Here is a 26,082-nt window from a genome sequence, read left to right as displayed (position 1 = left end):
AACAATATACATGAATCCCGGGCCATGCCCGGGATTTTTGTTTTTATACGGTTAAGGAGTTATTTCCAACTTCTCTCTTTTTTCTTCATAATGTTCGTTATCCCATTTAGCCAGTTGTATAATTATAGGGATAAGCGTGCGTCCTTTATCTGTAAGGTTATATTCTACCCTTGGGGGTAGTTCCTTATATTCGGTACGGTTTAAAATGCCGTCTTCTTCCAGTTCCTTTAAGGTGGTGGTAAGTACTTTTTTAGATATGCTGCCTATAATGGCGTGTATCTGCCCAAAACGTGCTGTACGTTCCCTTAATGCGTAAATCACTATAGGCTTCCATTTTGAGCCCAGTATCGCCATAGAGCGGTGCATAGGACAGTCACTGTATTTAAAAATATTTCTTGCCATGTTGGTTACTTGTTGGTTACCACTTTAAATCTTTTATAGTTACAAAAGTAAACTATTATCAGTTACTTTGTGTAACTATTTAGATAATAGTGCTACTCGCATAGCTAATAATTTAAGAATCTTAAAAAATTAAAAACAGGAAAATGAATTTAGATGCTCTTTTTAATCCGTTTCACTATAAAGGACTTACCCTTAAAAATCGTTTTGTTATGGCACCCATGACCCGTGCTTTTGCTACAGATGGAGTACCTAACGAACAGATAGCCGACTATTACTCGCGTCGTGCTGCTGCCGGGGTGGGGCTTATACTTACTGAGGGTACGGTTATAAACAGGCCTGCTTCTAAGAATATGAAAGACATTCCTAATTTCTATGGGGATGAGGCTTTGGCAAACTGGGGTAAGGTAGCGCAGGCTGTGCATAATAAGGGAGGGTTAATTGCTCCGCAAATATGGCATGTAGGGAATACACAGGCAGGACCGTGGTTGCCGGAAGCTCCACTTGAGAGTCCTGATACTATGACGCTGCAGGATATTGAAGCTACGATCAAAGCCTTTGCCGAAGCTGCAAAAAATGCAAAAGCTTTAGGTTTTGATGCGTTAGAAATTCACGGAGCACACGGATACCTGATAGACCAGTTCTTTTGGGCTGAAACCAATCACAGGACCGATGAATATGGTGGGAAAACGTTAAAAGAACGCAGTCGCTTTGCGCTCGATGTGGTTAAGGCTATTCGTGAGGCTGTTGGGCCTGACTTTGTAATTATCCTTCGTCTTTCACAATGGAAACAGCAGGATTATACCGTACAACTGGCACAAACCCCTGCCGAACTTGAAGAATGGCTGGTGCCACTTGCTGAAGCCGGAGTGGATATTTTTCACGGTTCGCAAAGAAGATACTGGGAACCTGAGTTTGACGGTAGCGACCTGAATTTTGCCGGATGGATTAAAAAAGTAACCGGTCAGCCTACTATTACGGTTGGATCTGTAGGACTTTCAGATGATTTTATGGGGGTGTGGACAGGTCAGGGTGCCGAAACTACAAAAATAGACGAGCTATTACGTCGTTTTGAACGTGGTGATTTTGATTTGGTTGCCGTAGGCCGTTCCCTGTTACAGGATCCGCAGTGGGTTCAAAAAGTAAAAGCAGGAAGCTTTGATGATATTAAGCCTTTTGAGGCTGCCAGTGTACAAAAACTATATTAATTGATTTTAGCTTATCAGGCTATGGGAGTCCGGGGCAATACTGCTTCGGACTTTTTTATTTTCAGTATTTTTAAAAAATTTTTATTCATCAGGCAACCTGAAGAATGAAATTTCCGTCTTTCAGATATAAACCAATTAAACAGAGTTTGAAAATTATCCGTTTACATACTTCTGATGAAGCTGTTATTAAAAAGGTATTGCAGGGAGACAGCAGAGCCGAAAAGCAGCTTTATGACCGTTATGCAGCAAAAATGCTTGGCGTTTGCAGGATGTATATTAAAGATATGCATTATGCCGAAGATGTAATGATACAGGGTTTTACCCGTGCGCTGGATAATTTGGGCAGATTTAGGTTTGAAGGGAGTTTTGAGGGCTGGTTAAGGCGTATAATGGTTAGGGAGTCTATTGATTTTTTACGACAGCGCACCCAACTTTATTTTGAAGATGTAACTGAAGTGGAAGTAGCGCCAGTTATAACCGATAATCAGGATATGGATGCCGAGTTGCTCCAGTTACTGATTGATAAACTTCCCGAGGGCTACCGTACCGTGCTTGTAATGTTTGCGGTAGAGGGTTACAGCCACAAAGAGATAGCAGAGATGCTAAATATTAGTGAGAACACATCAAAATCACAATTGTTCAAGGCAAGGAAACAGCTACAGGAACAATTGGAAAAAGTAAGGAGGATTGAAAATGAAAGATAGGAACCTGGAACAACAATTAGCTGATAAGCTGGGCAACCGAAGCATTACACCTTCGGCGAAAGCCTGGGACCGTATTGCGAATAACAGGCAACAGGGTAAAACCCAAAAGAAAAAGAAAAAGGTGTTTGCTTATTATGCGGCAGCGGCAGTTTTTTTCCTTTTGGTTTCAGGATATGTATTCCTTATGCAAAATAAAACCGATGTTATTATAACAGAACCAAAGGTTGTGGATGGTGGAGAGGTTACAACTCCGGTATTACCATCAGAAGAGCCTTTTGTTAGCAAATCTTTAGAAATAAAACAAACGGGGGCAGTTGCTTATAAAGAGTCCGAGGTTTTAGTTAAAAAACAAAGTGTTGAGGTTATTACTGAAAAGCAGGAAATGGCTTCGGTAGCTGATCAAGAGGTTGTGATAAAGAAAAAACAACCCGAATTCAATTTGCATGTTGAACCTATAGAGGCGCTTGTTTCTATAGATGAAGCTGAGTTTTATGAGCAGGAAACAGATATGCTTTTAAAAGAGGCTGTTAAGGCTGTCGCGGCAAACAAACATTTATCTAATACTACAAACGATACTGCCCTACTGAAAGAGGTTGAGGCAGAAATGGATGAATACTACCGTGAAAAGGCTATGAGTATATTTTCACTTAAACATAAAACGATACGCATAGCTGTAAAAGACAAACAATAACTTCAATTTTTAAAATTATGAAACGCACCTTATTGTGTATCGCCTTTTTGGCGACAGGGATTTTTTTGCCTAAAGTTAACGCTCAAACCGAGAATGATACTGTAAAAGGACTATCTGTAAAAGAGAAAAAACAGGCTGAACTGGATGAAAGAGAGAAAAAATATTATGCGAGGGTAAAGCAAAACACCTTGGATGATCTTAAGGAAGAGAAGCAGAATATTATTGAGAACGAAAAGTTTGAACTTAAAAAGATTGTTGCAGACATTGATAAGAAGCTTGAGAAAGGAGAAATAAACCAGGAAAAGGCTACTGCTCTTAAAAAGGAAGCGGCAAAGCGATCGGCATTGAATATAGATAACAGGACAGCTATTATAGATAATCAGATAGCACTTACCGAAAGGGATATGGCCATCTATAGTTACAAACCCAATACAGGGGCTTATATTGCTTTGGGAATTGGTAATGTGATTGATGATAAAGGAAGCTTTTTACTGGGGTTGGACTTTAAAGGACTGGATAAAAAAACCAAGTATGATAAACGCACCTACAGGGATGTAGTGTTTAAGTCGGGATTTGTAAATGCTGTAGGTGATGGGCAAACCATAGGAGACAGTTATAAATTTTGGAGAAGTAGCGGGTTTGAGTTAGGCCTGGCTTTTAAAACAAGACTTTTAAAGGATTCAAATTATTTCAGGCTGTCTTATGGTTTGTCATACCAAATCAGTATGTATTCTCCGGGTAAGGATAAGTATTTTGTGAATGATAACGGTAAGACAATAGTGCAGCAGTTTCCGTATGAGCTTAAAAACAGCTTCCTGCGAACAGAAAACCTTGTTGTGCCGGTACATCTTGAGTTTGGTCCTTCGAAGAAAAAAGAATACAAAGATTATTTTAGGTATGATACCACTACCAGTTTTAAAGTAGGCTTAGGAGGCTATGTTGGCGTTAATACAGGAGCTGTACAGCGACTGCAGTATGAAATAGACGGTAAAAAGGTAGTGGATAAAAACAGGGCAGACTATAATGTGAACAGGTTTGTTTACGGACTGGACGGATATGTAGGTTTTGGGGCGATTAGTCTTTTTGCACGATATGAGCTTAACCCAATTTTTGAAAATTCCACTTATAAGGAACATGCCGTGTCTTTTGGAGTGAGACTCGATTTGTAAAGGCTCCGCTTTTTTTCGTTACATTTGGGATATGAAGCTAGAATCGCAATTAGAGAAAATATCATCATTTGGACATCTGGAACTTTTAGCTAACCAGATTGTGGAAGGATTTATTTCCGGTATGCATAAAAGTCCGTTTCACGGGTTCTCGTCAGAGTTTGCCGAACACAAAGTGTATAACCCGGGCGAGAGTACCCGACATATAGACTGGAAGCTGTTTGCAAAAACCGACAGGCTTTATACCAAGCGTTATGAAGAGGAAACCAATTTAAGATGTCATATCATACTGGATAACTCTTCGTCCATGCATTACCCTGCTTTAAAAGACGGGCAGTCGTTTTATGAGAATAAGATAGGTTTTTCGGTATTGGCTTCGGCAGTGCTTATGGATTTGCTTAAAAGGCAGCGTGATGCGGTGGGGTTAAGTGTGTATTCCGATTCGTATGAGTTCTATGCTCCCGAGAAAGGCAGTGGAAGGCATCACAGGATGCTCTTAAATAAACTTGAAGATGTACTGCAAAAACCGGGAGAGGCTAAAAATACCGATACGATTACCTATTTGCACCAAATAGCACAGAAGATGCATCGCAGGTCGATGATCATATTGTTTACTGATATGTTCCAAACCGAGGATAACGAAGCGTTGTTTAATGCACTAAGGCATTTAAAACACAATAAGCATAAGGTGGTGCTTTTCCATGTAACGGATAATAAAACGGAGTTTAGTTTTGATTTTGACAATGCTCCGCGCAAATTTGTGGACCTTGAAACAGGTGAACAGGTAAATTTGTTTGCTGAAAATATAAAAGAAGAGTACGAAAAAAGGGTAGCCGACTATTTTAGGAAGATAGAGGAGACCTGTATGCAGTACCGAATTAAGTATGTTCCGGTTTCGGTGGACGAAAAATTTGAAAAAATATTACTTACATACTTGGTTGAAAAACAAAAGTTTGGCTAAAAAGCGAAATTTTTTTTTAAAAATTTATTTGAAAAGGCTTGCAAATGTCAAAAAGCGCCGTATATTTGCACCCGTAATAATGAAACAAACAACGGCACTTACAAAGCGCCAAGTTTTATTAGAAACGCTGGTTTGGTAGTTCAGTTGGTTAGAATACATGCCTGTCACGCATGGGGTCGCGGGTTCGAGTCCCGTCCAGACCGCCAGTAAAGGAGAAGTAGCCTCGCAATAGCGGGGCTTTTTTCGCCTCAAAGCATTTAAGATTAGTTGTGTTGTTTGCCCTAACGGGCTGGTTTAGTAGTTAAACCGAATGAAAGGCTTTCCATTAAATTGGAGGGCTTTTTTGATTTTAATACATTTGGTTTTAAAATCAGATTATATGGAAATTAAAACACACCAAACAGATAATCTTACCATAGTAGAAATAGTTTCTCCAGATATTATTATTGCTACTATTGAAGACGGAACAGATTTGGTAGGGAATCTTTACTATCAGGGATTTGATAAGGTAATACTTCACGAAAAGAATATTACACCTTCATTTTTTGATTTAAAAACCCGTATGGCAGGGGAAATACTTCAAAAATTCTCCAATTATAAAATCAGGCTGGCTATTGTGGGTAATTTTAGCAAGTACGAAAGTAAAAGCTTAAATGATTTTGTTTTTGAAAGTAATAAGGGAAGGGTTATTAATTTTGTTACTTCTATAGAAGAGGTGTTAAATTAATTAAATGAAAAATACCCATTTATAGGTATTGCTTTGTTAAAACCTAATTGTTAATTTTATAATGTAAAAGCTTGTTAAATAGCTTTTTAGTTTTTAATAAATCGTATTTACATAGAAACACATTTTATTAATAACTAAATCTATACATTATGAAAACAAAAAGACCGTTTTTTGCCGCTGCAACATTAATGGCAGTAGCTTTTTTATGCTTTGCATTTACAACAAATGAAAAAGTAAACATGGTTGACGAGGGACCATCTGGAACTGCTTATGCCGTAACATGGCAAAACAGTGCAGGCTACTGGTTTGCAGTAGGACCTGTACAGGCACTTTGGGCCGGTGAGAAGACTGAAGAGAAAGCTCTTGATTATGTGGTAGGCTCTAAAGCTAAGAAAGCAAAGAAAATGAAGTATAAAGATACTTGTGGTAAGTTTAAGGTATACAACCTTGGAGTTGATTACGAATCGTATGATACCGATGCTTTAAAATATGCAAGAAAAAAAGGATACGATTGTAACTGGCCTTAGTTCATGTAATCCTTAAATTGAAAAGCCTTTCAGTTACTGAAAGGCTTTTTTTAATGAAAAGAAAAGGTAGTTGTCTTTCCTCATCATTAACATTCCAATAGCTGAAAAAATCAGCTATCCTAAAACAAGTGGCAATACTTAAGTTTTTAAAGTTCTAAAAGAATTTTAGAAAATTCGTCCTTGCTTTTCCCTAGTTTTGTTTCTACTCTTCTAAACATAATATCCTTTTTCCCTTCTTCAAAATGCAGGTCGGCATCAGTAAGGCTTGGAAACTTTAATTTAAGTTTTGCCTTTTCTTCTTTCCATTTGGTTTTTACTGCCTGAGAATTTTCATTTTTATTTTCCATTATGGTAAAAATTTACGAAGCTTAATTGCTTCATAACAAAGGTGGCTTTTTTTTAATTTTGGATGTTACAGTACTCTTAGTTTGTTTTATATCATTCTCATGTTTTCTCAATTCGTATATTTTTACCAGCTCTGTTAGTTGTGATTTTAAAAAGCTTAAATATCTTTTGTAGTCGGTAATAGTATTATCCTGCTCCTCATAAGAAAGGAAAAGGGGTGTCTCAGCCAGTTTTTCATAAAACTCAGGGAAAGTATTTTTTATGATAGATGTATAGTTGTTAATCTCGTTTGTTATTTCATTCATTGTTTTCATAATAATTTGGTTTTAGAGATTATAAAAAAAGCATCATGAATTTCATGATGCTTAAGTAGTGTTAGGTTAGCTTTAGCTTTTACTTTATTTAATTCAATTTATATTTGTTTATAGTGATTGCTTTTATAATAAGTAAAGTTAGACTAGATATTATTTGTTTGCTTATATCATTATATATTTAGCTTATATAATTCACAGATATTGTAATTCTTTTCTTTTTTTCTCCTTTATAGTTTTGAAAAAAGTGGGTGTTAAGCCTGTAATTTTTTTAAATTGTGCCGAGAGGTGAGCAACACTGCTGTAGTTTAGAAGATATGAAATTTGTGTAAGGCTAAGCTCATCATATATTAGCAGTTCTTTTACTCTCTCTATTTTATGGTTTATAATGTAATGTTCAATAGTGGTGCCGGTTGCTTCCGAAAATATATTGGCCAGATAAGTATAATCATAATTAAGCTTGTGGCTTATGTACTCTGACTTTTTTGTTTTAATAAGATCATTATCTTTATAAACAAGTTCAATAATTGTATTTTTTATTTTCTCTATTAAAATAGCTTTTTTGTCATCCATAAGTTCCAGACCAACTTTTATCAGAGATGCTTTCAGGACTTTGTTTTGTTCTTTGGTAATAGGTTCTTTTATTTCAACTTCTCCAAGCTCTACATTACCATACTTAATTTCCAGCCTGTCTAGTTCGGCTTTTACAATTATCTTACAGCGAAGGCTTACCATATATTTAATGAAAATTTTTAGAGACATAATGATTTTTATTAAAAATAATTGGTAAACTCGGTTTGTAATTTGTGAGATTGCTAGTTTAGTTGCCCAACAAAGAGATATTTATTTTTTTGAGCATAGCTTTAAAGTCAGAAGCGACAACGGTTTTAAAAGTATTGCTTTTAATGTTTTTTATATAAGCGTCGCAATTGTAGTTCCATAAGTACATCTCATTTTCAAGAGTGTTTTTGTCGCTTAATGACATAGGAAGCTTTAATATTTCCTTATATATTTTATTTCGCATTTCGGTTAATGAGGCAGGTTCTGTCATCTTGAAAAAATCTGCAATCATTTTTTCTATTTGTTCTTTCTTTTCAGATTTTTTCATAGCGCTAATTATTTGATAAACAATTTACAACATAAAATCGTTGTAATTACAAAGCGCTAGCTTTTATTTAAGTATGCCTGCTTTCCAAATTTTTTTAATACATGATAATGTGATTTCAATGCATCAAAAAAAGTAGGATTCTCTATATAAGGCAGGTCAAACTCCTTAGCGGTTTCTTTAATTATACTTCCTATTTTCTGATAATGGATATGACAAACCCTTGGGAATAAATGATGTTCTATTTGTTGATTTAATCCTCCTAAAAAAAATGCAGCTATATTATTTCCTGTAGCAAAATTTGCGGTGGTTCTCATTTGATGTTCAGCCCAATTGTCTTCTATATTGCCTGACGGATTGGGCTTAGGGAAACTGGTGCCCTCAACAACATGTGCTAACTGAAATACCATCCCCATTGTTAAACCTTTAGTAAGATGTAGTGCGGTAAACCCTATAATAAACTGCCACCAGGTTATATTAAGTACAAGTAACGGAAGTATTATAAATAAAAAGTAATATAATGCTTTAAAGAAGAATAAATTGAAATATTCAATTTTAGGATGCCTTATTTTGAGTTGACCAATTTTTGACTGGAAAAATTTTTTATAATCTTTTCTGAAAATCCAGGACAGGGACGCTAAACTATATAAGGGAAAAGCATATAAATGCTGGTAACGCTGTATTTTGTTTACGGGCTCTTCACTGGTAATCCTGATTAACCCGGGGGCGACAACAAGGTCTTCATCATGCCCCGGTATATTAGTAAATGTATGATGAACCGTGTTATGCATAATGCTCCACAGGTAAGGGTTGGCACCTACTAAGTTAAACAGAAAGCTGAAGCCCTTATTTACTTTTTTATTTGAAGATAATGAGTCATGTATGGCATCATGGCAAATATTAAAGCCTATAAATGCACTAAACATGCCAAGTAATACGGTTAATAAAAGTAATATCCAGCTGTTAAAAGAACTGGTTATTATTAAGTTATAGAGAAGTAAAAAGCCTCCAAGAAAAAAAATGACTTTAAGCCACATATTGCCGTTGGCATTTGGAGAAATATTATGCTCTTTAAAATAGTTGTCTACTTTTAACCTTACGGTAGGGAAAAATGCAGATTTTGTTTGGGTTTTAAATTTTAATCGGGTCATACTATGAATAGCTGCAACTTTTATTCACTATTCAAATCGTAAAATTGTGCAAGTGCAAAAGGACTACTATATTATCAGGATACTGTAATTTTTTCGGAAGCCCTGCCTGTTGAAGTTATATGTTTCAATATAACGATAAAAAGCGGTTTTTATTTGTTAGTTGTTGTGTTTTAACTGTATTTAACTTCTCAAATAAGATTTTAAAGTAAAATAGTAATCAAAAAGCCTTTCAGTTTCTGAAAGGCTTTTTTTGTTTTTAATTAAGAGTAGCTTTTATAATATTACTAACTGCCGGAAGCATAGTATAGGTGTTTGGGTTTGGAACTTCCTCAATAGGTTTACTTTCGTTAAGCGGAGTGCCTGCAAGGTTAAACTGGGTGATCCCGGCACCCGGATATTGGTCTAGCGCAGTACCGTCGTCATAAAGCTTTATAGAGCCGGATATATCACCTTTGTATGATGCGGCTACACCATTACCCTCGGTAGCAAAAAACCAGTCGTTACTAAAGCCATACATAGTAGCTATGGCGATGCGGTCTCCCGAGTCATACATTATTTCCTGAGAAACACTGCCACCCGGTTGTCCGTTAATTGATGGTAGTAATACAGTAGTTTGCGACTGAGCCAATATGTAAACGCTTTTCACTCCGGCTTTGTTTTCAAGTGCAGAAGCCAATACAGATGCATCTCCTTTTTGGGCAATTTCCTTTAAGCCTTCGCCACGATCGTTTTCACCGGTTTTGTAAAACGGATTCTCGTCACCGTTATATACCACAACCAATATTGGCGAAAGCGGAGTGAAAATACCTGTAATTCCCTGTATGTATTCGTATAGCGGAGCATTATCCCCTGTTTCGGCAATATCGGTAAGTCCGTTTGCTGTAGGCTGTCCCTCCTGATATAAAGGGGCAGGGTTAAGCAGGTTGCCTCCTGCAATGTATGAAATAGCCCATACTCCCGGACTTATAGGGGTTTCGTTTTGTGTTCCGCCGGAGGTATTCATAAGAGTTAATGTGAAGTTGGAATTACCATTGTAGGTAAGGCTGGCGTTTACAAGTTGTGAAGCAGGCAGGTAGGAGTTACCCTCGGCATCCATACCGCTTATTTCGGTTATGTTGGCACTTGTTGCCTCTCCCGGATGTTCTACATCAGGTCCAGGTGCCTGATTTACCCTTGTACCGTTATCCCATAGTTTTATTTGTTGTGATACATCGCCCTCAATAGGAGTTCCGTCTTCGGTATATAAAGTGATTCCGGGATTTTCGGGAGCAAAAAACAAATCGTTAGACCATCCGTACATGGTGGCAAAACTCAAAGCCTGACCTTTAGCGGCATAAAAACTAATACTTACAGATTCGCCGGGGAAAACAACAGGCGGTGTGCCGTCTCCCTGAAATGTGCCCGACTGTACCAGTGGTTGTGACTGTAAAACATTCTCTACCGTTAGCATAGCCGATTGTGTCATTATGCTTTGTGTATCATCATCATTTTGGCACGAAACCGTAAAAAGTGCGGTTAGTAAAACCGGAATTCCCGCAGTTGCAATTTTCTTTAATTTCATAACTCGTTTTGGTTTAGATTAATATGTTAGCAAATCTATTTGTAACCTATGTCGCGCGGAATAGCAATACTTCCCGATGTATTGATGATATTTCCCGAAGTAAGGTTATTCTCTGTTATGAATTTTATAATGAGTTATAGGTTCTTGTTTATTTTCCTTATTTTTGGCTGATACGCCAAAACGTTTATCCCTACAATGAAGAAAGCAGTTGTTGCATTATCACTTTTACTATTGGGTTCCTGCCAGTATTTTGATAAAAAGGTGCCCAGTGAGGAAGAATTGCTGCAAAAGCGCCGCGCCGAAATCAATATGGATGAGGTTAGTTCTTATCCTTCAATTGGTGAGTGTGACAGTGTAATGGACAAGGAGCAGAAAAAAGAATGCTTTTTCTCTTCCATGACCCGTTTGGTACAGGAAAGACTGGATGCCGATACCCTTTTGCTTCTTTATCCTGAAATTGATACCATACAGCTTAAAGTAACCATATTCCCCGATGCTACCCTGGCTTTTGAAACCGAGTTTCCTAAAGACAGCGTGGGCTATGACCGAACTAAAATAGACAGCCTTTTGCGTAGCAGGCTCAGCGATTTTCCTGCTGTAGAGCCGGCATCAAAAGAAGGAATTCCTGTAAAGAGTCAGTTTATTTTACCGGTTATAATTAACGTGGAGTAGTATTGGTTTTAAACCTAAACACAAAGTAACTCCCTATACTTACCGGTATTACTATGTTAAGCAGCCATTGTAGTGTGGCGGCAAATACCACTACCCATTCGTTAATTCCCATTTTACCGAAAAACAATACAGCTACACTGCCACGAACGGCAAAATCAAAAAGCTGGAATGTAGGCAGTGACGATCCTAAAAAATATACGGCTGTAATAGCGGCAATCATTTCGGGGTAGGGTTCATGTATGCCAAACAAAAGGAATAAAAAATAATGTTGATGTATAAGGCAAAAATATCTAGCGAAGGCAAGCAGTATGTTTTTACGATGTATTTGTTTTGGTATGGCGTTTACCTTATTTACTATTTTTTGAACCGAATATCCTTTTAAGGTAAAGTTGCGGGCAGTAAACAGTAGCACGATTACAACAAAAACTATTGCTAATAAAATTAGCAGGTAGCCTGCAGGTAAAATACCATAATAGGTATTAAATACGGCAAGTCCTGTTAGCCCGGCAAAAACAGCTATAATTAATTGAATGCCGTTACAAACAAGATTAAGGAAAACAATATTTTTTGTCTGTGTTTTTTCGAAATACAATGCCTTGGCAGCATATTCGCCTATTCCGTTTGGGGTAAACAGTGCTGCAGTCATCGCAGCGAGTACCTGTGCGGCCGACTCCCTTAATTTTATCTCCTTAAAAGAAGAAACCAAATTTCGCCACTTTATGATTTCCAAAAATCGGTTAAGGAAGGTTAGCGTAATTATAAAAGCTGAAAGAATAAAAGAAGTGCTTCCGTTAAAAAGGTCTTTTAGTTTTATCCAGTCGGGACTGTTGTCTCCTGCAAGCCTGCTGTATATAAAATAAAATGCGCCGCTAACTATTAAAAGTTTAACAACCACAGTTAGGAAATGCTTAGCTTTGCGGGACAGTGTAATCATAACTGCAAAATAAACAAATTAAATTGGCAAACGAGCGCATCATATTAGGTATTGACCCCGGTACTACTATAATGGGATTTGGTCTTATTAAGGTAGTGAATAAGAAAATGGAATTTATTCAGCTAAACGAACTTCAGTTGGGTAAGTATGATGACCATTATGTAAAGCTTCGCCATATTTTTGAAAGAACCATTGAGCTGATTGATACCCATCATCCTGATGAGATTGCTATCGAAGCTCCCTTTTTTGGTAAAAATGTACAGTCTATGCTCAAACTGGGCAGGGCACAGGGCGTAGCTATGGCTGCCGGACTTTCCAGACAGATCCCCATAACCGAATATGAGCCTAAAAAAATTAAAATGGCGATAACAGGTAACGGTAATGCCAGTAAAGAGCAGGTGGCAAAAATGCTGCAGCAGTTACTGGGACTTAAGGAAATACCCAAAAACCTGGACAGTACCGACGGACTGGCAGCTGCGGTTTGTCATTTCTTTAATTCTGGTAAAACTGTTGTTGGTAAAAGCTATTCGGGATGGGATGCTTTTATAAAACAAAATGCCGATAGAGTAAAAAAATAAGAATATATTTACTGAATTAACCAACCAAAATATAATTTTATGAGATTACTTAATTCGGTGCTTACAGTGCTTTTTTTGTCTTTTATGGTATCCTGTTCTTCAGACGACAGTTCAGATGTTGTTAACGGAGGAGGGGAAGATTCATTTAGCTTTACTATCGATGGTCAGCAAAAAAACATAACGCAATGGTCAGCTACTAAGTCAGAACGTGATTTTGTAGTGTATGGCGTTGCAGATGATGGTATGGCAATTCAGTTTATATTTAATAAGTATGGTAATATTGGAGAGATAAGCACTTTTTCAATTGAGAGCTTTGAAGTTCCAAGCAGATATAACCATTACTACAACAGGGCTGAATTTTTTAATTTTGAGTTAGTTTCTGTAGATGAAGCTAATCACAAAGTGAATGTTAACTATTCAGGTAAGGTTTATGATGAAGATATGGATCTTACAAGTGATTTTTCTGTAGTTGAAGGTAGTTTTAATTTAACCTATACTGAGGTTCAGCCACAGGTTTCGGGTCTTGGACTATCGGCTACTTTAAACGGACAGGACTGGTATGGTACAACCACTTCTACTTCATATGAAGGAGGATTTGGTTCTACAGCTATTGTGTCTAATAATTTTGATAGTGATAATGAATATGGTATTTCGGTACTGGTAACTAGCGGAGAAGAAGGTACAGGTAATTATACTTTTAACGAGACTTCAAATACAAATAAAATTGTTGTATGGGGTTATGATGCAGAAAATGACACTCAGGTAGAGTATGTTACAACGGCAGGTACACTTAATATTACAGAAAGAACTGATCTTGGCTTGGGTTACACTCTTATAGGGGGTACTTTTACGGCTACAGCTACAAATCAGGAAACAAATGATACTGTTACAATAACTAACGGTATTTTTAAAGGTGTATACGAAAACTGGTAAACCGGTTACGATTAATGAGAAGCCTCGCTTTAGCGGGGCTTTTTTTATACTCCATACTTAAAAAAGGTTGTAGCTTTGCAGCATGGCAGGTATTTATATTCATATTCCTTTTTGCAGGCAGGCATGTCACTACTGTGATTTCCACTTTTCTACTTCCATGAAGAAAAAGCAGGAAATGATAACGGCACTTGCTAAGGAAATTAGCATGAGGAAAAATGAATTTGCAGGTCAAACGGTAGAAACTATTTATTTTGGCGGAGGAACACCATCGGTATTAACCAATGGCGAAATAGAGTTTCTTATTAATACGGTTCTGGAAAACTATACCGTTTCCAATAATCCTGAAATTACTCTTGAGGCCAATCCGGACGACCTCTCAATTAGCCGTATAACCGAGTTAGCAAATTCCCGAATAAACAGATTAAGCATTGGGATACAGTCGTTTTTTGAGGATGATCTTAAAATGATGAACCGTGCACATAATGCTCAGCAGGCTACCGAATGCCTAACCGAAGCGATTAAATATTTTGATAATATTTCTATCGATCTTATTTATGGGGTTCCGGGAATGACAAACGAGCGTTGGCTGCAAAATGTAGATAAGGCGTTGTCTTTCGGAGTACCCCATATATCAAGTTATGCTCTTACCGTAGAACCTAAAACAGCACTGCACAATTTTGTACAAAAGGGTATCATTGCCCAACCGAGTGACGAGGTTGCTCATGAGCATTTTATGTTGCTTACCGAAAAACTTCAGGAAAACGGGTTTGTACATTATGAGCTTTCCAATTTTGGGAAGGAAGGTTATTTCTCCCGTAACAACACAGCTTACTGGCTTGGGAAAAAATATTTAGGCATAGGGCCTTCTGCTCATAGCTATGACGGTATTTCCCGTAGCTGGAATATAGCAAACAATGCTTTGTACCTAAAAGCAATTGAAAATAATGAATTACCTGCCGAAAAAGAAAAGCTAACCGTAGCCGACAGGTATAACGAATATGTAATGACAGGCTTGCGTACCATTTGGGGTGTATCTATAACAAGGGTAGAGCAGGAATTTGGCTTACTGTACAAAAAGCACCTGCTTAACGAGGCTGCTAATTTTATTAGCAATGGTTTACTCTCGCTTCAGGATAATGTTTTAAAAACAACTCCAAAAGGAAAGTTTCTTGCCGACGGTTTAGCCAGTGATCTGTTTTTTATAAATTTGGAATAGTATAAACAAACAAAACATGAAAGCTACCATACAGCATAACAATACTACTTTTACTATTGATTTTTCAAGCCCTATAGATATTTCTATCCCCTTAACCAATACCGATGCTAATCCTATTGCATGGTACATAGATAAACCGGTAATAGAGCCCGTAAAAATGGGTGACTGGGTAGGGAAGGTGAGAGAGGGTTCGTCTACAAATTTTAATAATATATTTTTTAACCCGCACGGTCACGGTACGCATACCGAGTGCCTAGGGCATATAACCAAAGATTTTTACAGTATAAACCAGGCGCTAAAGCAATTCTTCTTTTTAGCCGAAGTAGTTTCCATTACTCCTGAGGTACAGGGTGAGGATCTTGTTATTACCCACGATCAGATTGCAGATGCACTGGAAGGCAAATCGCCGGAAGCAATTGTTATCCGTACCCTGCCAAATGAAGCGATTAAAAAATCTAAAAACTACAGCAATACCAATCCGCCTTATCTTGAAGAGGCTGCCGCGGCTTATATACGTGAATGTGGTATAAAGCACCTTTTAATTGATTTGCCAAGTGTAGATAAAGAGAAGGATGAAGGGAAGCTGGTTGCCCATAAGGCTTTTTGGAATGTTAAGGACGTAAACAGCCTGAATACCGATGCCAGGCATGATGCCACCATTACCGAAATGATTTATGTAAACGATGAGGTGACAGATGGGAGTTATTTACTAAATTTACAAATAGCATCTTTTGAGAATGATGCCAGCCCAAGTAAACCTGTATTGTACAAACTTTAATGAAAGCACTTATAAAACTGGAAGAAGCCGCCCTGTTTTTGTTGGGAATCTATTTTTTTAGCCAACTGGATTATGCATGGTGGTGGTTTTTGGTGTTACTGTTAGTGCCTGATTTTTCAATGATAGGCTATGCGTTTGGCAATAAGGCCGGAGCATGGGCTTATAATTTTTTCCATCACAGGGGAGTAGCAATACTGCTGTATTTAGCCGGAATGTATTACTCCAGTCAGTTATTACAACTAATTGGTGTGATATGGTTTGCGCATTCCAGTATGGACAGGATGTTTGGATACGGACTCAAATATGAAAACGGATTTAAATTCACCCATTTGGGAGAGATAGGTAAAAACTAAGCAACTATAAACCATGAATATCCAGTCTTACTATGATTACTGCCTTGCCAAAAAAGGCGTTACCGAACACTTTCCGTTTGATGAGGAAACACTGGTGTTTAAAGTGGGTGGAAAAATGTTTGCGCTTTCTTCACTAAAAGGATGGGAAGCCAATACGCCTTCAATAAACTTAAAATGTGATCCCGACAGAGCGCAGGAATTTCGTGCCGAATATGAGGGTATAAAACCCGGTTACCACATGAGCAAGGTGCATTGGAATACGGTTACGGTAAACAGCGATGTTCCGCAAAAACTTTTACTGGAGCTTATAGATCATTCCTACGAATTGGTATTTAAAAGCCTTACCAAAAAACTGCAGACAGAAATAAGTGGTAGTTAAGGCAATAAGTAAGGATGATAAGATGTTATGCTTTGTTTGACCTTACTTAAATTATGGAAACCACTACTAATATTGAACAGCTTATACCTCACCGATACCCTTTTTTATTTGTAGATGAAATTGTTTCGGCAAAAGATAATCAGATTATAGGTACGGTAGTTTTTGATTCAGAAAATTTACTTTTAAAATGGACTTTCCCCGGTACGGGTGTAGTGCCAAATACAATACTTTTGGAATCTATGGCGCAATGCGGAGGTGCTGGTGTACGGTTACTGGGAGTTAATAAAGGGATTTTTGCCCTGGCCCATATTGAGCAGTCGGCCTTTTTTGATGTGGTGAAATACAACGATGAGGTTAGGCATGAGATCACCAATATACGTATGAGCGAAAAAATAATAAAACAAACAGGAAAAGCCTATGTAGGGGATACCCTAGTTATGGAAGCTACCTGGATGTCTATCAGGATAGATTAATCAGGATAAAATATAAAGGGCTAAAAGTAGTATCTGTTACGTATTTCATTTTGACGATAGGAAAAATCTAAAATCAAATTGATTGAGATTCTTCACTTCACTATGTTACGTTCAGAATGATACTTTTAGCTCTTTTTTGTTACATAACGTTTTTTTGTTTTTCACTAAAACTGTCGGCCTGCATTTGGAGCAGTTCTATAGCTTTTTTCTTTTTGTAGTCATACAGTTGTTTATCCTGTCTTATCTCTGCATATACATCATCATAAATACCGGCATCGGTAGTACGCATCAGTTCACGCTGATGATTGTTTTGTGCCAAATTTGTTTTTAAGGCTGTTTCATTGTCTTCTAGCTTAAAATCGTATTCACCCTTAGGTGAGAGTAGTTTCGCGATTATAGGGGCTGTTTCTATGGCTAAAAACAGCAACATTATAAACAGTGAAGGGAGCAATGGCAGTTTATTAAGCGCATTGATACGCGCCATGAGTCCGTCGAACTTATCAATTATGGGTTGGGTCTCGGTAATTTTTTTGTCCAAATCACTTCTAAGGGTAACAGCTTCAGCTTCTTTTGCGGCTATTTTTGCTTCATTCCTTTTTCGTAGTGTGTCCAGTTGTGCCAGTGCAGCATCGTGCTTATCCCTTTTTTCTTTGTAAACAGGTCCTTTTCCCAGTTTCATGGTGCCGCTGGTGCCTTCGGCCTCAGTAATGTAGGTAGAATATAAATCATTTACTTCCTTTTCCTTTTGTACAATTTCCGACTTAAGACTATCAATAGATGCTTTGTTCCTTTCGAGGTCAGACTGGTAATAATCGGCAACCTGTTTCTTATTGGCCATTGCCAGTTCGTTCTTTTCTTTAAGCAGTACAGTATCTATTTCCTTTTGGAATATTTTTATTTCAAGCGGTTTTGAAATAACCACAGCTATAATCAGTGCTAAAATAATACGTGGTGTTGCCTGCAGCAGTTCCTGACCAAAGCGCTCCCTTTTCCTGATTGTGGAAACGATAAATCTATCCAGATTAAAAATAAGGAGCCCCCATATCAGTCCAAAGAATACTGAAGTGTAAATGTTATCGAAAACTGTATACAGGGCATAGCTCGCGGCAATAAATGCCATAACAGCCGTAAAGAAAACAGTGGCTCCTATACCGGCATATTTATTCTGTTCGCCGTCAGAGCAGGAATAGATTAGTTTTTTATCTGCCCCCGAGCAGATGATAAAAAAACGTTTTAACATGATGATTTGATTTTTGATTGATGATGTAACAAAGGTAACGCGTTTTTTACTGTAAATGTTATAATGTGTTGATATGTTTTGGGTTATAAATGAAAAATCCGTCTCAAACGAGACGGATTTAGTTAATATAGTAAGATGGTGTGGTTATTTGGTTTTACGGTAAGTAAACACTTTATTGGTTGTAATAGGTTTTCCGTTTTCTTGTTGAGGAATCCATTTGGGAGATGCTTCAAAAACTTTTTTTATGTCATCATTAAGTTTTTCATCGTTATCTCCATATAGTTTTACATGAGTAACCGAGCCGTCTGTATTTACAGTGTAGCCTATAAATGCCTCATTTTTTTGTATGATACTGTCTAAATCTAGGTTTTTAGTGATATAAGCGTCAAATGCCTCGTTTCCTCCGGGGAATGCAGCATCTCTGGTGTGTGCTGTTTTTGCATTGTCTTCTTCAAAATTGTAGGTAGCAGCGCTTATCATTGTTTCCTGCCTAATATCTATAACCTCTTTGTCACTTTTGCCTATTTCATTCCCAGTTTTAATAATTTTAAAACTATCGGGAACAGGTTTTTTACTTATGGTTATTTGGCAGGTTTCTTCAGGGTAGTGATCGTTTAAGTGTTTAATATGTTTGTTGTAATAGGGGTATGTGTGGTAATATAACATAAATGTCATTGACATTTCTTCACCTGCTTTTGTTTCTCCAAACATTTTGAATCCGGTTGAGGCGAATTCTTCTCGTTTATGTTTCAGGAATTCTTCACGGCTTATCTTTTTATTATCAATGTAAAAATGACTGTCTTTCTGTTCAAGTGAGAATTTGTAATCCTCTTCACTAACACCGTCAGGATTGTCTTTTTTATTTGGGACATTAGCCAGATAGTATCGTTTTTGCTCTAAAGTCAGTTTTTCATAAGGTGTATTTATAAATACATTTCTAAGGCTGTCCTGAATTATTATTCTTACTCCTTTAAAATATTCATCTCTTCTGCTGTCAGGACTAACAGAGTCAGTTGCTGTAAGTGTTTCGTTTTGTTGTGTACCGGCATAAGCTACATTTTCGGTGCTTAAAAAATATACTATTACAGTAACGGTTATCATACAGGCCAGTTTAAGAGCCAGTGTTTTAATTTTAGGTGTGGTTTTGGTCATCATAACAAATCGTTTTTTAGTTATGGGAAAGTTAAGGTTACTTGCCAGCATTGCCATTGGAGCTCTTTGTTGACTCCTGTTAAGCAATAGCCTTTGGTAAGATATAATATCGTTTTTGTAAATTACATTCTCATCGGCCAGGAACTCGTGGTTAAGCTGTATGGCTTTTTTATAAAAGTAAAGCAGCGGATTGAACCATAATATTGTTTTTAGCAATTCGATAAACAGTATGTCAAGTGTGTGTCGCTGCTTTACATGAGTGAGTTCGTGACTGTAAAGTTCGGGCTCTATAGCCTGTTTTTCATACTCCTCTTTGTTTACATAAACAGTATTTAAAAAAGTATGAGGAAGTATGTTGTTGTCAATAAGTACAAGTATTGCATCTTTATAAGGAATATTTTGATTCCTTTTTTTAAGCCTGTAAAACCTGGTAATGTTTATAGCAAACCTAATAATTAGCAATAATGTTACTATGCTGTATAGTCCCCAAATAATATAAGGCATGTAGTTTACCTCCGGTTGTACTACAACAGTGGATACTGTGTTGCTATTTGTTAAAGGTTGTTGCTCAGTAACAGAATGAATCATCATTACCGAATCCTGAATAGGAGTAACAGGTATGCTAACATACACGGGTATGGTTATAAATGGCAGACACAGCGAAAATAGAAGGCTAAACAATAAGTAAAACCTATTGAAACGATGCATTTTTTCTTTTTCAAGGAAAAGCTTGTACAACAGGAAAAGTACCGTCATACTTATTGCCGATTTTATAAGAAACTCACTCATGGTTTAGCCTTTTTATTTTAGTCGCCTATGTTTATTGTAATAGGTAAGGTATAGCTACTTCTTACCGTTTTACCATCCATTTCTCCGGGTATCCATTTTTCAGGTACTGACTTAAGTACTCTTACCGCCTCTTCACCGGCACCATACCCAGGGTCACGTAATACTTTAATACTACTCATTGATCCGTCTTTTTCAATTACAAAAGAGATGTAAATTTTTAATATTTTATTTTCTTTTACATCTGGGATTGTAAAGTTCTTATTTATATAATTATAGAACTCAAGCATGCCTCCCGGATATTCCGGTTGTTTTGTAAGTCCGGCTGGATTAAGCACTTCATCAGCTTCTGGAGCACTTACTTCAGGTTTTACGCTACCTTCTTCGATTACATTTGGAATTTCCTTTGCAGAATTTGTTTCGGGTTCTGGTTTTACTTCATTCTCTGCGCAGGATATTAAAAATAGTCCTGCCATTACCGGAACAACAAGCAGTTGTTTGCTTATTGCTAAAAATCGTGGTGTGGTTTTAGTCATCATAACAAATCGTTTTTTAGTTATAGAAAAATTAATGTTGCTGGCCAGTGCAACAGTATGGCTTCCGGATGCCATTTTGAGTAACAGGTTTTGATAGCCTGTAGCGTTTTTATTGTTGTTTATTACAGCATCATCGGCTAAAAACTCGTGATTAAGCTGTATACTTTTTTTATAGAAATATAAAACGGGGTTAAACCAAAACACGGTTTTAAACAGCTCTATAAGCAGGATGTCCATAGTATGCATTTGATTCACGTGCGCTAACTCGTGTGTATAGAGATCTTTTTCAATAGCATTTTTGTTATGGTCATCCTCGCTTATAAAGATGTAATTAAGGAAGGTGTGTGGTAAGGCGTTGTGTGGTACTAATACTAATAATGCCGTTTTATATTTTATTTTTTTGTTGTTCTTTATTTTGAAAACAAACGATAGTATGTTTTTTAAGAACCTTATGGTAAGTAATGAAGTGATGATTATGTAAGTTAAGATAAGCCAAAACTGCATGTCAAAACCTGTGCTTCCTCTTGTTATGGTAATCTCGTTTAATGTTATTTGCGGTAAAGTATTAATACTGTTACTGTAACTAACAAATGAAGGAATACTTATAAAGGGCACGCAAACAGAAAATATAAGGCTGGCTAACAGATATGCCCTGTTAAAACGATGCATTTTTTCTTTTTCCAAAAGCAGTTTGTAAACCACAAGGAGTACAATCATACTTATTGCCGATTTTATAATGAATTCAATCATAACTTAATTTTTTTTGGGGTTGCCAACAGTTATTGTAATAGGAAACATGTAATAACTTCTTACTGGTTTATTGTCAATTTTACCGGGGTGCCAGTTTGCAGGAGCTTTTTTTATAGCTTTTAATGCCTCTTCTGCTACGCCATGTTTTCCTCCGATGCGTATAACTATGTCGCTTATTGACCCGTCTTTCTCTATAATGAAAGATATTATCGTTCTAATTATTATATCTTTCTCTATCTCAGGAAGCTTCATGTTTTTTTCTATAAATTCATTAAACTTCTCGTTTCCGCCTTCATATATAGCTTGTTCCTGTAGCTCGCTTTCGTAATAAACTTTTTCCTGAGAAATATTTACAGATTTTTCATTATCAGAACCTGTAAATATTTCTCTATCGGTTATCATACTTGTAGAGAATACAGTACCTGAAAGGATAATAGCTAAAGCCGATTTCCTTTTTAAAAGAATAAACCATAATCTTTTTTTAAGCGACATAATTTTGATGGTTTTCTATTTCTTCTTTTCTATTTCTTTATCAATAATAGCTTTTAGTTCTTCAAGTTCTTTTGTACTCATATTTGTTTCCTTTGTGAAAAAAGAGGCAAACTGGGAAGCAGAGTTGTTAAAGAAATTTTTGATTATACCGTTAACCTGTTTTGAAAAATAGTCGGTTTTTTTAACCATAGGGAAGTATTCTCTCGATTTTCCATACTCTTTATATCCCACAAAGCCTTTATCGGTCATTCGTTTTAAAAGTGTGGCAAGAGTAGTGGGTGCTGGTTTTGGATTGGGGAACTCATCCATCAAATCTTTCATGAAAGCTTTTTCCTGTTTCCATAAAAGTTCCATTACCTGTTCTTCTGTTTTTGTAAGCTGCATGTTCTACAGTTTTAGAATTGTTTCTACAAATGTAGAATAAAAAATGATATGTGCAACTTATTTTCATAAAAAATCCACCCGGTTAGGGGTGGATTAGTGAGTTTAGTTAGTAATTAAGATAAAAAGGTATGGTTATTTATATAGAGACCTAAATAATAAAAAAGGTTGGGAGGGGAATAAAAAAAATCCGTTACTAGTAACGGATTTTTCTTCTAAATAAATTAAAAAAGGTATAAGAAATGGAAGGTGTGTAGGTTGTTTATTGGTTATTTAATGGAGATGCTAAATGGCAAAGAATAATTTGTTTTTACTGCTTTACCGTCTATCTCTCCCGGTGTCCATTTTTCATCAATGGAATTAAATATTTTTAAGACTTCAGTGCTTATACCATAACCTGGGTCTTCTGTTGTTTTTATGTCTGATAATGTTCCGTCCTCATTAATAACAAAAGCAATCATTACTTTGTATTTTCCCGGCGGGATTTTTTCATGAATAATAAACTTGCGGTTTATTAGGTTGTAAAAAGCCTGTACTCCTCCCGGGAAGTCAGGGCGTTTACTAAGCTCGCTCTCGTTAAAAATGGTCTCCTCCTGAGGTCTCTCCTGTATTTCAACGGGTTTTGTTTCTTCTACAGGAGTTGTCTCAGTTTTTTTCGGCTCTGTTTTCACAGGTGCCGTGGTCAATATTGGTTGGTTGGTTGGTTTTTCTTTTTCGCTTTCAGTTTTCCCAGCTTTAGGTTGCTGTGTTGTGTTAGTTTGTTTTACCTGCTTAACAACAACCGGCTCAGTTTTCTTTTCCTCTGTTTTAGGGGCTGATACCTGTTCAGGTTCCGGCTTTTCTTCAAACTCAGATTCAATAACCGGTTCATGTACTACATAGTCTTCTTCGGTGTTTTGAATGCTCTCTGTTTCTTGTACAACTGGAACAGGCGTGTTTGTTTGGGGAGGTTTTATATCCTCAGTTTTATTAAGACAGATAATGGTGAATGCTATTCCTGCCGATAAAACTCCGCCTATTAGTAATGATTTTAGCAAAAATCCATTTTTTAAACTTGTTTTTGCTGCCGTATTTTTGCCAAGCTGTCCTTCAATTTTAGTCCACAACTGATCCCCCGGCTGCTCATCAAACATGTCAGTTCGGTCTTTAAAATACTTAAACAATTCGTTATCTTTCATTGTTTATTGTTTTAGGATTTGTGAACTAAAAAAGGTTTTCTTTAATTTCTCTTTGGCATAACTAAGTTGTGACTTAGAGGTGCCTTCGCTAATTCCCATTTTTTCGGCTATTTCAGCATGTTTGTAACCTTCAATTGCATATAGGTTAAACACTATTCGTGCTCCTTCCGGAAGGCAATTAAGCATTTTTTCGATGTCATTATCTAAAAGATTACTGTCATTGTCAGTTACTGCAATAGCTATATCATCAGTGCTTATTTCATTTTTAAAATTCGTCTTCTTCCTCAACTCCATTAGGCAGCAGTTAACGGCTATGCGTAAAATCCAGCCTTCAAAACTACCTTGGTTATTGTATTGCTCAATTTTCTTAAAGACAGTGAGAAAGGTATTCATTACCATTTCCTCAGCCCTCTCATGGTCTTTCATATAACGCTTGCATATACCCATTACTTTAGTGCCATAGGTATTGTAGACACGGTTTTGGGCAAGCCTGTCTTCTTTTTTGCAGCCTTGTATAAGTTGCTGTTCGGTCATTTATGGTTGTAGCTATTGCCGGTTATTTCGGATGGTTATTCTCTTTTTTGCGGATTTAGAAAGTTGTTTTCTTGTGTATTCCTGCTCTAAATTTACAAAATTAATTAAGTTGTTTAGGTTTTGTCTAAACAATGGTGCTTCTGTACAGTGATTGTTTTTCCGATATTATAACGAGCAATGCCACAAAAAAAGTATACTTCATTTGGTGTGGCCTTGATTCTTTCTTTTAAAGATGCTAATAAAATAAAAAGGGTTGTAACGGGATAAAAAAAATCCACCATTAGGTGGATTTTTTTATTTGTAGGATGAATTATTACTTGTTCATCTCTGTGAAATGCTTGTAAAACAACGGAATAGTTTCAATACCTTTCAGGTAATTAAATACTCCGAAATGTTCGTTTGGTGAGTGAATAGCATCACTGTCAAGACCGAAGCCCATCATTATAGTTTTGCTTTTCAGCTCTTTTTCAAAAAGGGCAACGATTGGAATACTACCGCCCGAACGAACCGGGATAGGTTTAACGCCAAAACTTTCCTCATAAGCTGCCGCTGCTGCCTGATACCCTATGCTGTCTATAGGTGTAACATAAGCCTGGCCACCGTGATGAGGTGTTACTTTTACTTTTACTCCTTTTGGAGCAATGCTTTCAAAATGCTTAGTGAAAAGTTCAGTGATTTCTTTCCAATCCTGATCCGGTACTAAACGCATAGAGATTTTTGCATACGCCTTGCTTGCAATAACGGTTTTAGCACCTTCACCTGTATAGCCACCCCAAATACCGTTTACATCAAGAGTTGGGCGAATGGAGTTTCTTTCGTTTGTGGTGTAAGTCGTTTCACCATACACATCATCAATATCAAGTGCTCTTTTGTACGCTTCAAGAGAGAAAGGGGCTTTTGCCATTTCATCTCTTTCCTCGCGGGAAAGTTCTTCAACCCTGTCATAGAAACCGGGGATAGTAATGTGATTGTTTTCGTCGTGAAGCTGGGCAATCATTTTTGCCAGTATATTTATAGGGTTTGCCACAGCACCACCATATAAACCTGAATGCAGGTCGCGGTTAGGGCCTGTAACCTCTACCTCTACATAACTAAGCCCTCTTAGTCCTGTTGTGATAGATGGCTGAGTGTTAGATATCATTCCGGTATCCGAAATTAATATCACATCATTTTTAAGTTTTTCCTGGTTGCGTTCCACAAACCAGCTAAGGCTTGGTGATCCTACTTCTTCTTCACCTTCTATCATGAACTTAACGTTGCATGGCAGGTTTCCGTTTTGAGTCATGTACTCTAACGCTTTTACGTGCATGTACATCTGACCTTTGTCATCACATGCCCCACGTGCAAATATTGCACCTTCAGGGTGTAGTTCTGTTTCTTTGATAACCGGCTCAAAAGGAGGTGAAGTCCAAAGCTCTACAGGATCTGGTGGCTGAACATCATAATGTCCATATACTAATACTGTAGGAAGGTTTGGGTCTATAAATTTTTCACCATATACGATAGGGTATCCCGGAGTTTCGCAAAGCTCTACTTTATCACAGCCTGCTTTTTCCAAGCTTTCCTTTACTGCCTCGGCAGTGTTTATCACGTCTTGAGAATAGGCACTATCGGCACTTACCGAAGGTATTTTTAATAGCTCAACAAGTTCATTGATAAATCGGTCTTTATGCTGTCCGACATAGCTTTTTATGTTATCCATCTTATAATTAATGATATAGAATTGACGCCCAAAAATACAAAAAAATAAAATGAAAAAAATTTTCGTTTTTTCTTTGTTTGTTTGAAAGTAGTTGTATATTTGCACCCTCTTAATGAAACAAACTATTGGTTTTATTATCGGCCTGCGGGTGTGGTGAAA

General features: G+C 37.0%; 31 protein-coding genes and 1 tRNA gene. 16 read left to right on the top strand and 16 right to left on the bottom strand.

Annotation, left to right across the window (positions count from 1 at the left end):
- Positions 1-51 precede the first annotated feature (51 nt).
- Complete coding sequence (locus tag Q763_RS11540; protein ID WP_035134419.1) at positions 52-402, bottom strand: winged helix-turn-helix transcriptional regulator; 351 nt, start codon at positions 400-402, stop codon at positions 52-54.
- Between the two features lie 143 nt (positions 403-545).
- On the opposite strand from Q763_RS11540, the gene Q763_RS11535 reads away from it, so the two are divergent.
- The 8 genes from Q763_RS11535 (at position 546) to Q763_RS11500 (ending at position 6,383) form a co-directional block, all read left to right on the top strand.
- Positions 546-1,607, top strand: a complete 1,062-nt coding sequence (locus tag Q763_RS11535) for an NADH:flavin oxidoreductase (RefSeq protein ID WP_035134417.1) — start codon at positions 546-548, stop codon at positions 1,605-1,607.
- A gap of 146 nt (positions 1,608-1,753) precedes the next feature.
- Entirely contained in the window at positions 1,754-2,311 is a 558-nt protein-coding gene (locus tag Q763_RS11530; RefSeq protein WP_035134621.1) for an RNA polymerase sigma factor, read from the top strand.
- Positions 2,301-3,002: a hypothetical protein gene (locus tag Q763_RS11525; RefSeq protein ID WP_035134415.1), complete on the top strand. Its 702-nt coding sequence runs from the start codon at positions 2,301-2,303 to the stop codon at positions 3,000-3,002. The genes Q763_RS11530 and Q763_RS11525 overlap by 11 nt, the downstream gene beginning before the upstream one ends.
- A gap of 17 nt (positions 3,003-3,019) precedes the next feature.
- On the top strand, positions 3,020-4,171 hold the full coding sequence (locus Q763_RS11520; RefSeq protein ID WP_157499419.1) for a hypothetical protein: 1,152 nt from the start codon (positions 3,020-3,022) through the stop codon (positions 4,169-4,171).
- Between the two features lie 31 nt (positions 4,172-4,202).
- On the top strand, positions 4,203-5,129 hold the full coding sequence (locus tag Q763_RS11515) for a DUF58 domain-containing protein (protein ID WP_035134412.1): 927 nt from the start codon (positions 4,203-4,205) through the stop codon (positions 5,127-5,129).
- A 129-nt stretch (positions 5,130-5,258) separates the two neighbouring features.
- Positions 5,259-5,335, top strand: a tRNA-Asp gene (locus tag Q763_RS11510).
- A 173-nt stretch (positions 5,336-5,508) separates the two neighbouring features.
- Entirely contained in the window at positions 5,509-5,856 is a 348-nt protein-coding gene (locus Q763_RS11505; RefSeq protein ID WP_035134618.1) for a DUF4180 domain-containing protein, read from the top strand.
- A 149-nt stretch (positions 5,857-6,005) separates the two neighbouring features.
- On the top strand, positions 6,006-6,383 hold the full coding sequence (locus tag Q763_RS11500) for a hypothetical protein (RefSeq protein ID WP_035134410.1): 378 nt from the start codon (positions 6,006-6,008) through the stop codon (positions 6,381-6,383).
- Positions 6,384-6,529: 146 nt separating this feature from the next.
- Here the strand turns inward: Q763_RS11500 and Q763_RS11495 are convergent, their stop codons facing one another.
- From Q763_RS11495 to Q763_RS11470, 6 genes are all read right to left on the bottom strand, one after another.
- Complete coding sequence (locus tag Q763_RS11495; RefSeq protein ID WP_035134408.1) at positions 6,530-6,730, bottom strand: hypothetical protein; 201 nt, start codon at positions 6,728-6,730, stop codon at positions 6,530-6,532.
- A 30-nt stretch (positions 6,731-6,760) separates the two neighbouring features.
- A complete protein-coding gene (locus tag Q763_RS11490; protein ID WP_035134406.1) occupies positions 6,761-7,042 on the bottom strand; it encodes a hypothetical protein in 282 nt (93 codons plus the stop codon).
- 192 nt (positions 7,043-7,234) lie between these two features.
- Positions 7,235-7,801 (bottom strand): helix-turn-helix domain-containing protein, encoded by a 567-nt coding sequence (locus tag Q763_RS11485; protein ID WP_035134403.1) that lies wholly within the window; start codon positions 7,799-7,801, stop codon positions 7,235-7,237.
- Positions 7,802-7,859: 58 nt separating this feature from the next.
- The gene (locus Q763_RS11480; RefSeq protein ID WP_035134401.1) at positions 7,860-8,147 is read right to left on the bottom strand and encodes a hypothetical protein; all 288 of its coding nucleotides are present in this window, start codon (positions 8,145-8,147) and stop codon (positions 7,860-7,862) included.
- Positions 8,148-8,203: 56 nt separating this feature from the next.
- Positions 8,204-9,295 carry a fatty acid desaturase family protein gene (locus Q763_RS11475; RefSeq protein ID WP_035134399.1) on the bottom strand — a complete coding sequence of 364 codons (1,092 nt, stop codon included), beginning with the start codon at positions 9,293-9,295 and terminating at the stop codon, positions 8,204-8,206.
- Positions 9,296-9,551: 256 nt separating this feature from the next.
- Complete coding sequence (locus tag Q763_RS11470) at positions 9,552-10,856, bottom strand: spondin domain-containing protein (RefSeq protein ID WP_035134398.1); 1,305 nt, start codon at positions 10,854-10,856, stop codon at positions 9,552-9,554.
- Positions 10,857-11,051: 195 nt separating this feature from the next.
- On the opposite strand from Q763_RS11470, the gene Q763_RS11465 reads away from it, so the two are divergent.
- Positions 11,052-11,528: a hypothetical protein gene (locus tag Q763_RS11465; RefSeq protein WP_035134396.1), complete on the top strand. Its 477-nt coding sequence runs from the start codon at positions 11,052-11,054 to the stop codon at positions 11,526-11,528.
- On the opposite strand, the gene Q763_RS11460 is transcribed toward Q763_RS11465, so the two are convergent.
- Positions 11,515-12,462: a lysylphosphatidylglycerol synthase domain-containing protein gene (locus tag Q763_RS11460; protein WP_035134394.1), complete on the bottom strand. Its 948-nt coding sequence runs from the start codon at positions 12,460-12,462 to the stop codon at positions 11,515-11,517. The two genes, Q763_RS11465 and Q763_RS11460, sit on opposite strands and share 14 nt — an antisense overlap.
- 23 nt (positions 12,463-12,485) lie before the next feature.
- On the opposite strand from Q763_RS11460, the gene ruvC reads away from it, so the two are divergent.
- The 7 genes from ruvC (at position 12,486) to Q763_RS11425 (ending at position 17,172) form a co-directional block, all read left to right on the top strand.
- A complete protein-coding gene (gene ruvC, locus Q763_RS11455) occupies positions 12,486-13,040 on the top strand; it encodes a crossover junction endodeoxyribonuclease RuvC (protein ID WP_035134392.1) in 555 nt (184 codons plus the stop codon).
- Positions 13,041-13,079: 39 nt separating this feature from the next.
- Complete coding sequence (locus tag Q763_RS11450) at positions 13,080-13,973, top strand: hypothetical protein (RefSeq protein WP_035134390.1); 894 nt, start codon at positions 13,080-13,082, stop codon at positions 13,971-13,973.
- Positions 13,974-14,055: 82 nt separating this feature from the next.
- Positions 14,056-15,189: a radical SAM family heme chaperone HemW gene (hemW, locus tag Q763_RS11445; RefSeq protein ID WP_035134389.1), complete on the top strand. Its 1,134-nt coding sequence runs from the start codon at positions 14,056-14,058 to the stop codon at positions 15,187-15,189.
- Between the two features lie 16 nt (positions 15,190-15,205).
- Complete coding sequence (locus tag Q763_RS11440) at positions 15,206-15,967, top strand: cyclase family protein (protein WP_035134387.1); 762 nt, start codon at positions 15,206-15,208, stop codon at positions 15,965-15,967.
- The gene (locus tag Q763_RS11435) at positions 15,967-16,320 is read left to right on the top strand and encodes a DUF4260 domain-containing protein (RefSeq protein ID WP_035134385.1); all 354 of its coding nucleotides are present in this window, start codon (positions 15,967-15,969) and stop codon (positions 16,318-16,320) included. The genes Q763_RS11440 and Q763_RS11435 overlap by 1 nt, the downstream gene beginning before the upstream one ends.
- 13 nt (positions 16,321-16,333) lie before the next feature.
- On the top strand, positions 16,334-16,699 hold the full coding sequence (locus Q763_RS11430; protein WP_035134382.1) for an MmcQ/YjbR family DNA-binding protein: 366 nt from the start codon (positions 16,334-16,336) through the stop codon (positions 16,697-16,699).
- 53 nt (positions 16,700-16,752) lie between these two features.
- Positions 16,753-17,172 (top strand): 3-hydroxyacyl-ACP dehydratase FabZ family protein, encoded by a 420-nt coding sequence (locus Q763_RS11425; protein WP_035134380.1) that lies wholly within the window; start codon positions 16,753-16,755, stop codon positions 17,170-17,172.
- 139 nt (positions 17,173-17,311) lie between these two features.
- Here Q763_RS11425 and Q763_RS11420 read toward each other — a convergent pair whose 3' ends face one another.
- From Q763_RS11420 to Q763_RS11385, 8 genes are all read right to left on the bottom strand, one after another.
- Complete coding sequence (locus Q763_RS11420; RefSeq protein WP_035134378.1) at positions 17,312-18,412, bottom strand: DUF4407 domain-containing protein; 1,101 nt, start codon at positions 18,410-18,412, stop codon at positions 17,312-17,314.
- 144 nt (positions 18,413-18,556) lie between these two features.
- Positions 18,557-20,353 carry a M56 family metallopeptidase gene (locus Q763_RS17515; RefSeq protein WP_052123419.1) on the bottom strand — a complete coding sequence of 599 codons (1,797 nt, stop codon included), beginning with the start codon at positions 20,351-20,353 and terminating at the stop codon, positions 18,557-18,559.
- 17 nt (positions 20,354-20,370) lie between these two features.
- Positions 20,371-21,636 (bottom strand): M56 family metallopeptidase, encoded by a 1,266-nt coding sequence (locus tag Q763_RS11410; RefSeq protein WP_035134367.1) that lies wholly within the window; start codon positions 21,634-21,636, stop codon positions 20,371-20,373.
- A 3-nt stretch (positions 21,637-21,639) separates the two neighbouring features.
- Positions 21,640-22,128 carry an energy transducer TonB gene (locus tag Q763_RS11405; protein ID WP_035134365.1) on the bottom strand — a complete coding sequence of 163 codons (489 nt, stop codon included), beginning with the start codon at positions 22,126-22,128 and terminating at the stop codon, positions 21,640-21,642.
- A 15-nt stretch (positions 22,129-22,143) separates the two neighbouring features.
- On the bottom strand, positions 22,144-22,512 hold the full coding sequence (locus Q763_RS11400; protein ID WP_035134364.1) for a BlaI/MecI/CopY family transcriptional regulator: 369 nt from the start codon (positions 22,510-22,512) through the stop codon (positions 22,144-22,146).
- Positions 22,513-22,778: 266 nt separating this feature from the next.
- Positions 22,779-23,687 carry an energy transducer TonB gene (locus Q763_RS17510; protein ID WP_052123418.1) on the bottom strand — a complete coding sequence of 303 codons (909 nt, stop codon included), beginning with the start codon at positions 23,685-23,687 and terminating at the stop codon, positions 22,779-22,781.
- A 3-nt stretch (positions 23,688-23,690) separates the two neighbouring features.
- Complete coding sequence (locus Q763_RS11390; RefSeq protein ID WP_035134355.1) at positions 23,691-24,221, bottom strand: RNA polymerase sigma factor; 531 nt, start codon at positions 24,219-24,221, stop codon at positions 23,691-23,693.
- 313 nt (positions 24,222-24,534) lie between these two features.
- Positions 24,535-25,923, bottom strand: a complete 1,389-nt coding sequence (locus tag Q763_RS11385; RefSeq protein ID WP_035134354.1) for a dipeptidase — start codon at positions 25,921-25,923, stop codon at positions 24,535-24,537.
- Positions 25,924-26,082: the final 159 nt, after the last annotated feature.

It is taken from the genome of Flavobacterium beibuense F44-8 (assembly GCF_000769915.1).
In the GTDB taxonomy this organism is placed as follows: domain Bacteria; phylum Bacteroidota; class Bacteroidia; order Flavobacteriales; family Flavobacteriaceae; genus Flavobacterium; species Flavobacterium beibuense.
Note: the sequence above shows the minus strand (reverse complement) of the source record. Positions and strands in the feature narration are given on the sequence as shown.